Source organism: Mycobacterium sp. 5-140-3-2 (assembly GCF_035666375.1).
In the GTDB taxonomy this organism is placed as follows: domain Bacteria; phylum Actinomycetota; class Actinomycetes; order Mycobacteriales; family Mycobacteriaceae; genus Mycobacterium; species Mycobacterium intracellulare.
The window spans coordinates 1,256,192-1,271,202 of sequence record NZ_CP142025.1 but is presented as its reverse complement, the minus strand read 5'-3'; the positions used below and the strand labels follow the sequence as shown (position 1 = coordinate 1,271,202).

Below are 15,011 nucleotides of genomic sequence, written 5' to 3'. Positions count from 1 at the left end.
GTACGCCCAGCTCACACTAGGACGGTCGAGTGCGCATAGGGGGAAGCCGGGGTGCGAGCCCGGCCGCCGCGACTGTGCGGCAGCAAGCACTTCGGAACACGCGCAAGCCGATATTCGGCGTCGCCATGATTACTCCATTGGTCTTCGCGGGCGCCGTCAGCGGGGCGGCTCCTGAACTTCCGGCGCACATGCCGCCGGTCCACGCCGCCGTCACTCCGGTGGCCGCGGTCTCGCCCTCCTTCCCGGACCTCTCCGGGCCCGCCGTCGTCCCAATCGACCGCAGCCCCACCGCCTTTCACGTCGCCGAGCCCGCGCTGTCCGCGCCGCCGCCGGCGATGATCGTCAATGCGCGTGGCGCACTGGGCATTCCGAGCATCGCATTGGCCGCCTACCGCAATGCGGAGCAGAAGATGGCCGTCGCCGCCCCGGGTTGCGGCGTCAGCTGGAATTTGCTGGCCGGCATCGGGCGCATCGAATCGGGCCACGCGGGCGGCGGTGCGGTGGATGCACGCGGGACCGCGATCAACCCGATCTACGGCCCGTCGCTGGACGGCACGCTGCCCGGCAACGAGGTCATCATCCAGAGCAGCGCCGGCAGTCGCGTCACCTACGCCCGCGCGATGGGACCGATGCAGTTCTTGCCGGGGACCTGGGCGCGCTACGCCTCCGACGGCAAGGGCGACGGCGTGGCCGACCCGCAGAACCTGTTCGACTCGACGCTCGCGGCCGCCCGGTACTTGTGCAGCGGCGGGCTGAACCTGCGTGATCAGTCGCAGGTGCTGGCCGCGATTCTGCGCTACAACAACTCGATGCCCTACGCGCAGAACGTGCTGGGCTGGGCGGCAGCCTACGCCACGGGCGTCGTCCCGGTCGACCTGCCGCCGATGACCGGACCGCCGCCGCCGCTGGGCGACGCGCACCTCGAGCATCCCGAGGGGCTCGGACCCAACCTGCCGATGAACATCAACGGCCTGCCGATGGACGACCCGCTGGCGCGCGTGCCGCTGATCGACCTGAGCAGCCCGGCGATGGTCAGTCCGCCGCCGATGTTCCCCTGGATGTCTCCCACGCCTCAGCAGGCGCCGACCCAACTTCCCGGGTGCACCGTGATCTGCATCAGCACCCAAAGCGCGGCGCCCGCGGGGCCCCCGCCACCGTTCGCGCCGCCTGCGCCCTTCGCGCAGCCGCCGTTCGCTCCGCCGCCCCCGGATGTCGTCACGCCCCCGGCACCGATCGCGCCGCCGGCACCCCCGGTTGCGCCGCAAGCCGCACCGTCGCCCAAGCCGGCCGCTCCCCCGGCGGCGCCGAACGCGTCAGCGCCGCTTAAGCCCACGCCGGGCCCGGCCAACTGACCCCGCGGCGATCGCAAGCGCGGCGAAGCCGGGCGCAGCGGGTCGCCGCCAACTGACACGCGGCGATCGCAAGCGCGGCGATCGCAAGCGCGGCGAAGCCGGGCGCAGCGGGTCGCCGCCAACTGACCCCGCGGCGATCGCAAGCGCGGCAAGGCCGGGCGCAGCGGGTCGCCGCCAAACGATCCTGAGCGGGTCGCCGCCCAACCGCTCCGTCGCGCACGCCTACACTCGGCGGTGATGTCCAGCCACGACTCTTCTGACGCAGCCGACCTGAGCGCGGCGATTCGCACCGCACTGGGGAAGGTGATCGACCCCGAACTGCGGCGCCCCATCACCGATCTCGGGATGGTCAAAAGCATCGACACCGAACCCGACGGCTCGGTTCACGTCGCGATCTATCTGACCACCGCCAGCTGTCCGAAGAAGAACGAGATCAGCGACCGGGTCAGCCAGGCGGTCTCCGACGTCCCGGGCACCGGCGCGGTGAAGGTCACCCTGGACGTGATGAGCGACGAACAGCGCACCGAGCTGCGCAAGCAGCTGCGCGGTGACGCCCGCGAGCCGATTATCCCGTTCGCACAACCGAATTCGCTGACGCGGGTCTATGCGGTGGCGTCCGGGAAGGGCGGGGTCGGCAAGTCCACCGTCACGGTCAACCTGGCCGCGGCGATGGCGGCCCGCGGCCTGTCCGTCGGGCTGCTGGACGCCGACATCCACGGCCATTCCATCCCCCGGATGATGGGCACCACCGACCGGCCCACCCAGGTCGAGTCGATGATCCTGCCGCCCATCGCGCACGAGGTGCGGGTCATCTCGATCGCTCAGTTCACCGAGGGCAACACTCCGGTGGTGTGGCGCGGACCGATGCTGCACCGCGCGCTACAGCAGTTCCTGGCCGACGTCTACTGGGGCGACCTGGACGTGCTGCTGCTCGATCTGCCGCCGGGGACCGGCGACATCGCCATCTCGGTGGCTCAGCTGATCCCCAACGCGGAGATTCTGGTGGTGACGACGCCACAGCTGGCGGCGGCCGAGGTCGCCGAGCGGGCCGGCAGCATCGCGCTGCAGACGCGCCAACGCCTCGCCGGCGTCGTGGAGAACATGTCCGGGCTCACGTTGCCGGACGGCTCGACGCTGAAGGTGTTCGGTGAGGGCGGCGGCGAGCAGGTGGCCGAGCGGTTGTCGCGCGCGGTCGGCGCCGATGTGCCGCTGCTGGGCCAGATCCCGCTGGATCCCGAGCTGGTGGCCGCGGGCGATTCCGGCGTTCCGCTGGTACTGAGTGCGCCGGATTCGCCGGTGGGCAAGGCGCTGCGCGGGGTGGCCGACAGTTTGTCCTCACGTCGGCGCGGGCTGGCCGGCGTATCGCTCGGGCTCGATCCCAAAGGCCGCTGAAACCGGTTCAGGTCGCGTCGGTGTCGAACGGCGTGCGGTCGCCCGTCTGCTGTTCCGCCCCAAGCGTCTGGCCGTTCGCCGGCGTGGGAGGCGCGGGTGGCGGCGTCTCCGGCGGGGCGCCGTTCACCGGCTTGTCGAAGTTTCCGGTCAGAAACGAGTCGTCGCCGTCCAGCAGGTGCTTGGTGAGCGCGGCGCGGGGGGTCATGCCGCGCAGCTTCTGCAATTCGCTGAGCGGGCCCCGCAGGTCGTCGAACTCGGGCCCGAGGTCCTCGCGCAGCTGACTGGTCACACCGCTGAGGTAATCGCGCGCCTGACGCAGCGCGTTGGCCGACCATCGGATGGCGCCGGGGAGCCGTTCGGGGCCGAGGACCACCAACCCGACCACGACGAGGACGAGCATCTCTCCCCAGCCGACGTTGGCGAACATCTAGCCGTTATCCGGGTCCGGTTTCACCGTCAGGGTGACGTGGCGGCCATCGCGGACCACCTCGATCGGGGAATCCTGGCCGATGGTCAGCTGCCGCACCGCGACCACGAACTCGTCGGCGTCGGCAACCTTGCGGTTACCCACCTTGACGACGACGTCGTTTTCCAGGACGCCGCCCTTCTGCGCCGGACTTCCCGCCTTCACGTTGGCGACCTGGGCGCCGGAGGCGATCGCGTTGCTCACCGAGCGGGTGCTGACGCCCAGCGTCGGATGCACGATCTTTCCGTCCCGGATCAAGGTCTGGGCGACTTCCTTGGCCTCGTTGATCGGGATCGCGAAGCCGAGCCCACTTGCGCTGTCCGACAACGACTTACCCGCGGTGTCGATGCCGATCACCTGGGAATCCATGTCGATCAGCGGGCCACCCGAGTTGCCGTGGTTGATCGACGCGTCGGTCTGCAGGGCGTCGATCACCGTGTCGGTGTCCGAGCCCTCCCCGGACAGCGGAACCGGCCGGTGCAGCGCGCTGATGATGCCGTGCGTCACGGTGCTGCGCAGCCCCAGCGGCGCACCCGCGGCGAGGACCTCGTCACCCACCCGCACCTTGTCGGAATCGCCCAGGCGCGCCACGCTCAGGTTGTCGACGTTGTCGACCTTGATCACCGCCAGGTCGGTCTTGGGGTCGCGCCCGACCAGGTTGGCGTGCACTTCCTTGCCGTCGTTGAACACCACGGTGGTCTTGAACTGGCTGGGGTTGTTCGCCGCTTCGGAGATGACGTGGTTGTTGGTGACGATGTAGCCACGCCCGTCGATGACGACGCCGGAGCCCTGCATGCCCTCCTGGTCACTCTTGGACTCGATGGTCACCACGGAGTTCGCGGTCGCCGACGCCACCTTGGCGAAGCGCCCGGCCGGGCCTTCCCCGTTGCCGTTGGTCGACAGCGTCACCTTGGAGGTGGTGAACGCCTCGGCGACCTCGGCCGTCTTGCGGCCCACCACCCCGCCGACGAGGCCGATGACCAACGCGATGAGCGCCAACACGAGCAGCGCGAGGTAGGACACCCGGCCGCCGAACAGCACGTCGCGCACGCCCAGTTTGCCGCCGTAGCCCAGGGCGGAGCGCGACGTCGATGGCGCGACCGCCGGCGTTCCTAGGGCCGCCGCGGCCCCCGGGTCCCGCCAGGGGTCGTCCAGCTCGTCGGGCTCCCCGCCGTTTTTCTCGGCGGCCAGCGCGCCCACGTCCACGGGGTGGCGTTGCAGCGAATCGGAGCTGCCCTCCGGCCGGTGGAACGCCTCCTCGAGGACGGGGTCGGCCGGACGATCGCTCGGCCGGAATTCGGCCTGGTCCCGGTACTTCTGCGGGCGGACGCGCTCGGCCACGAACGACCCGCGCAACCCGTCGGGACGACTGAACTCCCGACGCGATGCGGGGTCGACCGGCGGACGCGAGACGGGGCGCGGCGCCAGGCGGTTGCCGCTGTCATTGCTTCGGTCGAAGCCTTGGTCGGACGTCACGTTATCCCTTTTGGATCCTCTACTTGAGCGCGCGAGACGGGCCTTTACCGGCCGAGATACGCGGCACCGGCGTTGTCCGTGTCCACCCTAGTATCCACGGCGCGCCGTAGGGCGACATGAACGAGCGTGTGGGGCGAGTGCGCAGCGGGTCCGACTATCGGCGCTTGCGCCGCTCGCGGGCCTCGCGGTCGGCGAAGGGGTCGGAGGCCGGCGCGGTCGAGTCGTCGCGCGAGTCGTAGGGAATTTCGGCCAGCATGCCGAGCAGCGTGCTGGGGATGCGGATGGGGTGGGAGTCGCGCAGCGCCGCGCGCGTCCGACTCTGATCGTCGACCTCGGCCGCGCACTGGGGGCACATCGACAGGTGATGCGCGGCCCGCAGGTGAGCGTTCATCCGCAACTCGCCGTCGACGAACGCGGCGATTGCTTCGACGGACAGGTGCTCGGTGGAACCGAACTGGCGGGGTGCGCCCACGGGCGCGTCGCTCTGGGAGGCGAACTGGGCGGGAAGCCAGGAGAACGCGCGGCGGAACACATGTCCTCGATCGGGCATTACCAGCTCCTTGCCACTCATTCTCATTGCCGCCTCCTCTCGAATGTAGCGCGAGCCGGTGCGCAATACCGCAGCTACGGGCGCAAAGCCGCTGAATATCTACCTGATCGCTCCGCTGCCGAAACAGGCGGGCGACGCTGCCTACGCCGACTGGGCGCGCAGTTCCTGCCGACCGGAGTGGGCGGCCAGGTAGTCCCGCAAGGCTTGGCGTCCGCGGTGGATGCGGCTGCGGACGGTCCCGAGCTTCACGCCCAGGGTGGCACCGATCTCCTCGTAGGACAGGCCTTCGATGTCGCACAGGACGACGGCCGCGCGAAATTCCGGCGGCAGCGAATCGAGCGCGGCCTGCAAATCGGGCCCCAGCCGTGAATCGTGATAGATCTGCTCGGGGTTGGGCTCGTCGGCGGGCACCCGCTCGTAATCCTCGGGCAGCGCCTCCATCCGGATGCGCGCGCGTCGGCGCACCATGTCGAGGAAGAGGTTGGTGGTGATGCGGTGCAGCCACCCTTCGAACGTTCCCGGCTGATAGTTCTGCACGGACCGGAAGACCCGGATGAAGGTCTCCTGGGTGAGGTCCTCGGCGTCGTGCTGATTGCCGGAAAGCCGGTAGGCCAGCCGGTACACCCGGTCGGCGTGCTGGCGTACCAGCTCGTCCCACGACGGCATGGCCGCCTTGTCCCCGGTCGCGTCGAAAACCGCGGTCCCCTGCGGGACGTCCGAGGGCTCCACCCACTCGTCGGTGGGGCGCTCTTGCGCGTGCGACATGCTGGACGGACTGAGAAGAGTGGTGATAATCAATTCCTCCGAATCGGGTGCGCCACCCAGTGGCACTTCGTCATTGACGGCAACAGGCAGCTGCCATTCGGTATTCCCCGTCCAACGCGCTCCGCGATCCATACGGACACCGTCGCGTATCGGCGTATGTGCGGTATATGAACAATCTGAGCTGCGCCTGAGAAACCGTTTCTTGCCCTGCGTTGTGCAGGAAATATCCACCGCGCGGTGACCTTAAACGCGCCGGGCCTCTTGGGCGTGTCGCCAGCGTGCGGTTCAGGCGCGCCTGTCCGTTCGTGCGATGAATTGGAATACGCTGCGGGCATGGACGGCACCGACGCAGAAGCCCCTGGCCACACGGCGCCCAGCCGGGCCGAATCGCTGTTTGCCCACGCCGAGGGATCGATATCGGAGGACGCGCTGCTGGCCGCCGCCCGGGAGCGGGCCGTCGACATCGGGGCGGGCGCGGTGACGCCGGCCGTCGGGGCGTTGTTGAGCATGCTTACGAAGCTGAGCGGCGGCAAGGCCGTCGCCGAAGTGGGCACCGGCGCCGGCGTCAGCGGCTTGTGGTTGCTGTCGGGCATGAGCGACGACGGCGTCTTGACCACGATCGACATCGAGCCCGAATACCTGCGGCTGGCCAAGCAGGCGTTCAGCGAGGCGGGCATCGGACCGTCGCGCAGCCGGCTGATCGGCGGCCGCGCCCAAGAGGTGCTCACCCGGCTCGCCGACGAGTCCTATGACCTGGTGTTCATCGACGCCGACCCGATCGATCAGCCGGACTACGTCGTCGAGGGCGTCCGGTTGCTGCGCCCGGGCGGCGTGATCGTGGTGCACCGGGCCGCACTGGGCGGGCGGGCCGGCGATCCGACCGCCCGCGACGCCGAGGTGGTGGCGGTGCGCGAGGCGGCCCGCCTCATCGCCGAGGACGAGCGGCTCACCCCGGCGCTGGTGCCGCTCGGCGACGGCATCCTGGCCGCCGTTCGCGACTGATTCGCACTTTTACGAATTCTTGACGCGGGTCGTCCTTGACCGCGGGCTGAACGCATGTTTAGTGTACTGAACATGCGTTCAGCCGACCTGACGGCCGCCGCCCGGATCCGCGATGCGGCCATCGAGCAGTTCGGCGAGCACGGGTTCGGTGTCGGGCTTCGCGCCATCGCCGAAGCGGCGGGCGTGAGTGCCGCGCTGGTGATCCACCACTTCGGCTCCAAGGAGGGCCTGCGCAAGGCCTGCGAGGACTACATCGCCGAAAAGATCCGCAACACCAAGTCCGAGGCTATCCAGTCCAACGACCCGGCCACCTGGTTCGCCCAGTTGGCAGAGATCGAGGACTACGCACCACTGATGGCATACCTGGTGCGCAGCATGCAGACCGGCGGCGATCTAGCGAACATGATGTGGCGCAGGATGATTGACAACACGGAAGGGTACATGGAAGAGGGCGTGCGCGCAGGGACGATCAAACCCAGCCGCGATCCCCAGGCCCGGGCCAAGTATCTGGCGATCACCGGAGGCGGCGGATTCCTGCTCTACATCCAAATGCACGACACACCAACGGATCTGCGCGCGGTGCTGCGCGACTACTCGCGCGACATGATCCTGCCCGCCCTCGAGGTCTATACCGAAGGGCTGCTGACCGACCGGACCATGTACGACGCGTTCCTGGCTGCCGAAGATCAAGGAGAATTCCATGGCACCTGAAAATTCAGTCGGCTCCGCCCCTGTCGAAATCCGGGGCCTCACCAAGAGATTCGGCGCGGTGCAGGCGCTGGACGGCCTCGATCTCACTGTGCGAGAGGGGGAGGTCCACGGATTCCTCGGCCCCAACGGCGCCGGGAAGTCCACCACGATCCGCATCCTGCTGGGCCTGGTGAAGGCCGACAGCGGTAGCGTGCGGTTGCTGGGCGGTGATCCCTGGACCCAATCCGTTGCGCTGCATCGTCAAATCGCTTACGTTCCTGGTGATGTGACGCTGTGGCCGTCGCTGACAGGTGGAGAGACCATCGACCTGCTGGCCCGCATGCGCGGCGGCATCGACAAGCGGCGCCGCGCGGAGCTGATCGAGCGCTTCGATTTGGACCCGCACAAGAAGGCCCGCACGTATTCGAAGGGCAACCGCCAGAAGGTCTCCCTCATCTCGGCGTTCTCGTCCCATGCCAGGCTGTTGCTCCTGGACGAGCCCAGCAGTGGACTGGACCCGCTGATGGAGAACGTGTTTCAACAGTGCGTGGCGCAGGCCCGTGACCGGGGCACGACGGTGTTGTTGTCCAGCCACATCCTGGCCGAAACGGAAGCGTTGTGCGAACGCGTGACGATCATCCGGGCGGGCAAGACCATCGAAAGTGGTTCGCTGAGCTCCATGCGGCATCTGAGCCGCACCTCGATCAGGGCCGAAATGATCGGCGATCCGGGCGATCTCAGGCGGATCAAGGGCGTCGAGGACATCAGCGTCGAGGGTAATACGCTGCGCGCCCAGGTCGATAGCGAAAGCCTGGGTGAGCTCATCCGCGTGCTCGGTGACGCCGGCGTGAGCAGTCTCGTCAGCCAGCCGCCGACGCTCGAAGAGCTCTTCTTGCGCCACTATGACACGTCCGGAGACGCGTCCGGCGGCGACGGCCGGCACGGGCGCGATGCGCAAAAGGTGTCGTTGTCATGAGCGCGACCACACTGGACCGGCCTCACGCGTCGGCATCGCCTGCGCCCCAGCGCAGTTCGAACTTCTCCGGAACGCTTGCGATGTTGCGGCTATACCTGCGCCGGGATCGGCTCTCGTTGCCGCTGTGGGTGTTTCTGCTGTCGGTGCCGCTGGCGACGGTGTACGTCGGCAGCATCGAAAAGATCTACCCCACCGAGGCCGCCCGTGCCGGGTTCGCCGCCTCCATCATGGCCAGCCCGGCCCAGCGTGCGCTGTATGGCCAGGTCTACAGCGACAGCCTTGGCGCCGTGGGGATTTGGAAGGCCGGGATGTTCCACGTGCTGATCGCGGTGGCCGTCATCCTCACGATGATCCGGCACACCCGCGCCGACGAGGAGAACGGACGGACCGAGTTGGTGGACTCGACCGCGATCGGTCGCTACGCCAGCCTGAGCGCGGCGCTGCTGCTGTCTTTCGGGGCCTCGCTCGGCACCGGCGCGATCGGCGCGGCCGGCCTGCTGAGCACCGACGTCCCGGCGGCCGGGTCACTGGCGTTCGGTGCGGCGCTGGCCTGCTCCGGCCTGGTGTTCACCGCGGTCGCCGCGGTGACCGCGCAGTTGTCGCCCAGCGCCAGGTTCGCCCGCGGTGCCGCGTTCGCCGTCCTGGGAACCGCGTTCACGCTGCGCGCCGTCGGCGACGCCGGGTCGGGCACACTGTCGTGGCTGTCTCCGCTGGGGTGGTCGCTACTGGTCAAACCGTATGCGGGTGATCGCTGGTGGGTGCTGCTGCTGCACCTGGTCACGGCGTCCGCGTTGACCATGGTGGCGTATTGGCTGCTCGCCGGCCGTGACGTCGGCGCGGGGCTCATCGCGGAGCGGCCCGGTCCCGCGACCGCCGCGCCGGCGCTGGGCAACGCGTTCGGGCTGACGTGGCGTCTCGACCGGGCCGCGCTGCTGTTGTGGACGGTCGGACTGTGCCTATACGGGTTGCTGGTGGGCAGCGTGGTGCACGGCATCGGTGACGAGCTGGGCGACAGCGGTCCGGCCCGCGATATCGTCGCGCGGATGGGCGGCACCAGCGCCCTCGAGCAGGCCTTCATCGCCGTGGCTTTCGCCATGATGGGCATGGTGGCCGCCGCGTTCGCCGTTTCGCTCACGTTGCGGTTGCACCAGGAAGAATCCAGCCAGCGAGCCGAAACGGTGCTGGCCGGCGCGGTGTCGCGAACTCGTTGGCTCGCGAGCCATTTGGTGACCGCGCTGGGCGGATCCGCGCTCGCGATGCTGGCCTGCGGGGTAACCGCCGGAGTTGTCTACGGCATCGCGGCCGGCGATGTGGGCGGCAAACTCGCGATGGTCGTCGCAAGCGCGGCGGTCCAACTCCCGGCCGTCTGGCTGTTGTCGGCCGTGACGGTCTGCGTATTCGGCGTCGCGCCGCGGTTCACACCGGTGGCCTGGGGCGTGCTGATCGGTTTCATCGCTCTGTACCTGATCGGATCGTTGGCCCGGTTCCCGCAGTGGTTGCTCGACCTGGAACCGTTCGGGCACATCCCGAGAATTGGCGCCGATTTCACCGCCGTGCCCTTGCTATGCCTACTGGCCATCGACGTAGGGTTGGTAATTCTGGGCGCCCTGGCTTTTCGGCGCCGCGATCTACGCTGCTAGGAGCGAGATGAAAACCGGGATCCGCGTGACGACGACATCCCTCGGAGGCATTCTCTCGTGGGTGTTGATCCTGCTCTTGCCGGCGGGCACGCTGCACTACTGGCAGGCGTGGGTTTTCATCGCCGTGTTCACGGTGGCGACCATCGTGCCCACGGTCTACCTGAGCAGGGCCAACCCCGCGGCCCTGCAGCGGCGCATGCGTGCCGGCCCGCGGGCCGAACCCCGAACCTCGCAGAAGTTCATCATCACCGCCTCGTTCCTGGGTCTCTTCGCGACGATGGTGTTCAGCGCGCTCGATCATCGGTTCGGCTGGTCGTCGGTACCGGTCTGGCTGTCGCTGCTCGGCGATCTGCTGGTGGCGACCGGGCTCGGCATCGCCATGCTGGTGATCGTCCAGAACAACTATGCCGGCGCCACGGTCACGGTGGAAGCGGACCAGACCTTGGTGTCCGGTGGCCTGTATCGATTCGTGCGCCATCCGATGTACGTCGGAAACGTGATCATGATGATCGGTATCCCCCTGGCGCTCGACTCGTATTGGGGGCTGCTCTTCGTCATCCCCGGCACCATCGTGCTCGCGCTGCGCATGTTCGACGAAGAGAAGCTCCTCTTCGACGAATTGCCCGGGTACCGCGAATACGCCGAGCGCGTGCGCTACCGGTTGGTTCCCTACCTCTGGTAGCCGGCGCGCCGAGGGTATTAGCCCGGCGTCGGCGCCACCAGGCGCGACGATGTTGCGGATCAACAACTTTCGCAATGTCGGCGCCGAAGCACGGTTCGCGGTGCCTGACCGAGCTAGATCCAGACGCCCTTGCCCACCGCGACCACACCGCCGGCGCTGATCGCGAAGCGCTCGCGGTCCTTCTCCAGGTCCACCCCGACCATCTCGCCCGGCCCCACGACGACGTTCTTGTCCAGGATCGCGTGGCGCACCACCGCGCCACGGCCGACGCGAGCGCCGGGCATGATCACGCTGCCCTCCACGATCGCGCCGTCGTCGACCACGACGTTGGACGAAAGCACCGAGTTGCGCACCGAGGCCGCCGAGATGATGCTGCCGGCGCCCACCACCGACTCCTGCGCGGAACCGCCGTTGACGAACTTTGCCGGCGCCAGGTTCTCCGACTCGCCGCGGATCGGCCAACGCTTGTTGTAGAGGTTGAACACCGGATGCACCGACACCAGGTCCATGTGTGCGTCGTAGAACGCGTCGAGCGTCCCGACGTCACGCCAGTAGGCCCGGTCACGGTCGGTGGCGCCGGGCACCTCGTTGTCGCTGAAGTCGTACACCGCGGCCATCCCGTCGTCGACCAGTCGCGGGATGATGTCACCACCCATGTCGTGATCGGAATGGTCGTCGTCGGCGTCCGCGCGGATCGCGTCGATGAGCACCTTGGTGGTGAAGATGTAATTGCCCATCGACACGAACGTCGTCTCGGGGTCGTCCGGGGTGCCGGGCGGATCCAGTGGCTTCTCCACGAATTGGCGGATGCGCCCGGACTCGTCGGAGTCGATACACCCGAACGCGGTGGCCTCGCTGCGCGGCACCCGGATGCCGGCGACGGTCGCGCCCGCCCCGCTGTCGATGTGGAACCGGACCATCTGCTCGGGATCCATCCGGTACACGTGGTCGGCGCCGAAAACCACTATGTAGTCGGGGTCTTCGTCGTAGATCAGATTGAGCGACTGGTAGATCGCGTCGGCCGAACCGGTGTACCAGCGCGGACCGAGCCGTTGCTGCGCGGGCACCGGGGTGATGTACTCACCGGCCAAGCCGGACAACCGCCAGTTCTGTGATATGTGACGGTCCAGTGAATGCGACTTGTACTGCGTCAGAACGCAGATCCGCAAATAGCGGGCGTTGACGAGGTTGGATAGCACGAAGTCGATCAGCCGATAGGCGCCGCCGAAGGGAACCGCGGGCTTGGCGCGATCCGCGGTCAGCGGATACAGCCGCTTGCCCTCACCGCCGGCCAGGACGATGCCCAGCACGTGTGGTGCTTCCCTCATGGTGTCAAACCTATCGGCCGCCGCGAAACGCTGCCAGGGGGAAGGGGCTATTGCCCGCGTTCTGTGGGGCTGTCTGTCAAGGTATTTGGCTGCGCGGGCGCACCGAGGGTGCCGCCCGGCTCGCGGCCCTCCCCGTCGCGGAACTACCGTGCGGGTATGCGGGTGGCGATGATGACTCGGGAATACCCCCCAGAGGTCTACGGAGGGGCGGGCGTACACGTCACCGAACTCGTCAGCCAATTGCGCCGGCTGTGCGCGGTGGACGTGCATTGCATGGGGGCACCCCGGCCGGGCGCCCAGGGCGTGCAGGTGCATCAGCCCGACCCGCGGTTGCAGGGCGCCAACGCGGCGATGACGACGCTGTCCGCGGACCTGCTGATGGCCAACGCGGCATCGGCGGCCACCGTGGTGCATTCACACACCTGGTACACCGGCATGGCCGGGCACCTGGCCGCGCTGCTCTATGCCGTCCCGCACGTGTTGACCGCGCATTCGCTCGAGCCGCTGCGCCCGTGGAAGTCCGAACAACTCGGCGGGGGCTACCGGATCTCGACCTGGGTCGAACACACCGCAGTGCTGGCCGCCGACGCGGTGATCGCGGTGAGCTCCGCGATGCGCGAGGACATCCTGCGCGTCTACCCCGCGCTGGATCCCGGGGCCGTGCACGTCATCCGCAACGGTGTCGACACCGACGTGTGGTGCCCGGCGGCCCCATCGCAGGGCGAGTCGATGCTGGCCGCACTGGGTGTCGATCCGGACCGTCCCCTGGTGGTGTTCGTGGGCCGCATCACCCGGCAGAAGGGCGTCGCGCACCTGGTGGCGGCCGCCCACCGGTTCAGCCCGGAGGCGCAGGTGCTGCTGTGCGCCGGGGCGCCCGACACCCCGGAGATCGCCGAGGAGATTCGGGATGCGGTCGCCGGCCTGGCCCGCGGACGCACCGGCGTCTTCTGGATCCGGGAAATGCTTCCCATCGGCGAGTTGCGCGAAATCTTATCGGCCGCAGCGGTTTTCGTGTGCCCGTCGGTGTATGAGCCGTTGGGCATCGTGAATCTGGAGGCGATGGCCTGCGGGGCCGCTGTGGTGGCCTCGGATGTGGGCGGGATCCCGGAGGTGGTCGCCGACGGGGTCACCGGGACTTTGGTGCATTACGACCCCGGCGATGTGGCGGGCTATCGGGCCGGACTGGCCGAGGCGGTCAACGAGCTCGTCGCCGACCGCGCAAAAGCGCAGCGCTACGGCAAGGCGGGACGCCGACGCTGCGTCGAGGAGTTCTCGTGGGCCCACGTCGCCGAGCAGACCCTGGAGATCTATCGGAAGGTGTGTGCGTAGCACCGCCGAATCGTTCGGCGGCAAGCCCTAGCTGGAGCTTGTGACGCCCTTGAGTTCGTCACCGAGGGCAGCGGCTTCGTCGGGCGTCAGCTCGACGACCAGTCGACCTCCACCTTCAAGTGGTACCCGCATCACGATGCCGCGCCCCTCCTTCGTTGCTTCAAGAGGACCGTCTCCGGTCCGGGGCTTCATCGCCGCCATCGAGTGCTCCCTCCAGGTTCGAGCTGGCCCGCCCGCGCGGACCTGGTCGGCACCGAGCACGCCCCGCCAGCGAACTTCAAGCCATGCCCGGCCACGAACTGACTTATCACCCCTCCATTGTTCCCTATCCAGGTCACCGCTCGTACAAAGACCCACAACTGTGTGCTCAGCGGGCGGTCGCGGGCACCCAGCAACCCCGGATATGGTCGTCGACCATGCCGGTTGCCTGCATCAACGCGTAGGCGGTGGTCGGACCGACGAAGCGGAACCCGCGCCGCTTGAGTTCACGGGCCATGGCCTTCGATTCGTCAGTGGCCGAGGGAATTTGGGATGCGTCGGCCGGGCGTGACCGCGGCGACGGCGCAAACGACCACAGCAGCTCCGCCAGGTCCGCCGGAGTACCCAGCTCCGCGGCCGCGCGCGCGTTGGCGATTGTCGCGTCAATCTTGGCGCGGTTGCGCACGATTCCCTGATCGGCCATCAGCCGCCGCACGTCGTCGTCGCCGTACTCGGCGACCGTCGTGATGTCGAACCCGGAGAACGCGCGCCGGAAATTCTCCCGTTTGCGCAGGATGATCAGCCACGACAGGCCGCTCTGAAAGGCCTCCAGGCTCATCCGTTCGAACAGGGCCACCCCGTCGTGCAGCGGGCGACCCCATTCCTGGTCGTGGTAATCGCGGTACATCTCGAAGTCCGGCCCGGGCCGAATGGCCGCCCAGCTGCACCGAACCAGCTCGTCTTCGCTCACATTCAGTCCTGACGATCCTCGCCCTCGCCGGGTTCCGCCGAATCGTCCTCGTGGTCCTGGTCGGCGGCGGGCGCGGCGTGCACCGCGGCCAGCTGGCCGCGCAGGGCCTCCAGCTCGCGGGCGAGGCGGTCCAGCACCCAGTCCACCTCGCTGGTCTTGTATCCACGCAGCGTCTGGGTGAACTTGACGGCGTCGACGTCGGAGCCGGTCACCCCGTAGGCCGGCAGGACGGTCGCCGTCGTCCCCCGGGGCAGGGGCGGCAGCTGCTCGCCGCGACCGAACAACAGGCTGGCCGCGCCGAACAGGACGATCGCCACCAGCACCAGGACCACCAGGTACAGCAACACCAACGCCACGGGATCGATACTGCCCTATGCCGCCGACACGGCGATGCCCAGCGTGACCGCGTCGGCG

General features: G+C 68.4%; 16 protein-coding genes and 1 pseudogene. 8 read left to right on the top strand and 9 right to left on the bottom strand.

Annotated elements, in window-relative coordinates; translation table 11 throughout:
* The first annotated feature begins 29 nt into the window (after positions 1-29).
* Positions 30-1,352 (top strand): lytic transglycosylase domain-containing protein, encoded by a 1,323-nt coding sequence (locus tag P6281_RS06275; protein WP_324738659.1) that lies wholly within the window; start codon positions 30-32, stop codon positions 1,350-1,352.
* Here P6281_RS06275 and P6281_RS06270 read toward each other — a convergent pair.
* A pseudogene (locus tag P6281_RS06270) lies at positions 1,322-1,591 on the bottom strand (hypothetical protein); the annotation flags it as partial. The gene P6281_RS06275 and the pseudogene P6281_RS06270 sit on opposite strands and share 31 nt — an antisense overlap.
* On the opposite strand from P6281_RS06270, the gene P6281_RS06265 reads away from it, so the two are divergent.
* Entirely contained in the window at positions 1,590-2,744 is a 1,155-nt protein-coding gene (locus P6281_RS06265; protein ID WP_008254633.1) for an Mrp/NBP35 family ATP-binding protein, read from the top strand. The pseudogene P6281_RS06270 and the gene P6281_RS06265 sit on opposite strands and share 2 nt — an antisense overlap.
* Before the next feature lie 7 nt (positions 2,745-2,751).
* On the opposite strand, the gene tatB is transcribed toward P6281_RS06265, so the two are convergent.
* The 4 genes from tatB to sigE all read right to left on the bottom strand — a co-directional run bounded on the left by tatB (position 2,752) and on the right by sigE (position 6,133).
* Positions 2,752-3,171: a Sec-independent protein translocase protein TatB gene (tatB, locus tag P6281_RS06260; RefSeq protein WP_009956299.1), complete on the bottom strand. Its 420-nt coding sequence runs from the start codon at positions 3,169-3,171 to the stop codon at positions 2,752-2,754.
* Positions 3,172-4,686: a serine protease HtrA gene (gene htrA, locus P6281_RS06255; RefSeq protein ID WP_324738658.1), complete on the bottom strand. Its 1,515-nt coding sequence runs from the start codon at positions 4,684-4,686 to the stop codon at positions 3,172-3,174.
* Between the two features lie 154 nt (positions 4,687-4,840).
* Positions 4,841-5,236, bottom strand: a complete 396-nt coding sequence (gene rseA, locus P6281_RS06250) for an anti-sigma E factor RseA (RefSeq protein ID WP_020821917.1) — start codon at positions 5,234-5,236, stop codon at positions 4,841-4,843.
* A 141-nt stretch (positions 5,237-5,377) separates the two neighbouring features.
* A complete protein-coding gene (gene sigE, locus P6281_RS06245; protein WP_014384063.1) occupies positions 5,378-6,133 on the bottom strand; it encodes an RNA polymerase sigma factor SigE in 756 nt (251 codons plus the stop codon).
* Between the two features lie 201 nt (positions 6,134-6,334).
* Here sigE and P6281_RS06240 point away from each other — a divergent pair, with 201 nt between their 5' ends.
* The 5 genes from P6281_RS06240 (at position 6,335) to P6281_RS06220 (ending at position 10,991) form a co-directional block, all read left to right on the top strand.
* Positions 6,335-7,003: an O-methyltransferase gene (locus P6281_RS06240; RefSeq protein ID WP_009956306.1), complete on the top strand. Its 669-nt coding sequence runs from the start codon at positions 6,335-6,337 to the stop codon at positions 7,001-7,003.
* A 72-nt stretch (positions 7,004-7,075) separates the two neighbouring features.
* Entirely contained in the window at positions 7,076-7,714 is a 639-nt protein-coding gene (locus P6281_RS06235) for a TetR/AcrR family transcriptional regulator (RefSeq protein WP_009956308.1), read from the top strand.
* Positions 7,704-8,669, top strand: a complete 966-nt coding sequence (locus P6281_RS06230; protein WP_014941451.1) for an ABC transporter ATP-binding protein — start codon at positions 7,704-7,706, stop codon at positions 8,667-8,669. Before P6281_RS06235 ends, P6281_RS06230 begins: the two co-directional genes overlap by 11 nt.
* Complete coding sequence (locus tag P6281_RS06225; RefSeq protein WP_014384062.1) at positions 8,666-10,309, top strand: ABC transporter permease; 1,644 nt, start codon at positions 8,666-8,668, stop codon at positions 10,307-10,309. The genes P6281_RS06230 and P6281_RS06225 overlap by 4 nt, the downstream gene beginning before the upstream one ends.
* Positions 10,310-10,316: 7 nt before the next feature.
* Positions 10,317-10,991 (top strand): methyltransferase family protein, encoded by a 675-nt coding sequence (locus P6281_RS06220; protein WP_009956312.1) that lies wholly within the window; start codon positions 10,317-10,319, stop codon positions 10,989-10,991.
* Between the two features lie 113 nt (positions 10,992-11,104).
* Here P6281_RS06220 and glgC read toward each other — a convergent pair whose 3' ends face one another.
* Positions 11,105-12,319: a glucose-1-phosphate adenylyltransferase gene (glgC, locus tag P6281_RS06215; protein ID WP_008254617.1), complete on the bottom strand. Its 1,215-nt coding sequence runs from the start codon at positions 12,317-12,319 to the stop codon at positions 11,105-11,107.
* A 156-nt stretch (positions 12,320-12,475) separates the two neighbouring features.
* Between glgC and glgA the strand changes: the two genes are divergently transcribed.
* Positions 12,476-13,648, top strand: coding sequence for a glycogen synthase (gene glgA / locus P6281_RS06210; protein ID WP_014379458.1), 1,173 nt, complete (start codon positions 12,476-12,478; stop codon positions 13,646-13,648).
* A gap of 27 nt (positions 13,649-13,675) precedes the next feature.
* Here the strand turns inward: glgA and P6281_RS06205 are convergent, their stop codons facing one another.
* The 3 genes from P6281_RS06205 to P6281_RS06195 form a co-directional block, all read right to left on the bottom strand.
* Entirely contained in the window at positions 13,676-13,849 is a 174-nt protein-coding gene (locus tag P6281_RS06205) for a DUF3117 domain-containing protein (RefSeq protein WP_003878471.1), read from the bottom strand.
* Between the two features lie 166 nt (positions 13,850-14,015).
* The gene (locus P6281_RS06200) at positions 14,016-14,597 is read right to left on the bottom strand and encodes a DNA-3-methyladenine glycosylase I (RefSeq protein WP_009956315.1); all 582 of its coding nucleotides are present in this window, start codon (positions 14,595-14,597) and stop codon (positions 14,016-14,018) included.
* A 2-nt stretch (positions 14,598-14,599) separates the two neighbouring features.
* Entirely contained in the window at positions 14,600-14,953 is a 354-nt protein-coding gene (locus tag P6281_RS06195; RefSeq protein ID WP_009956316.1) for a DivIVA domain-containing protein, read from the bottom strand.
* Positions 14,954-15,011: the final 58 nt, after the last annotated feature.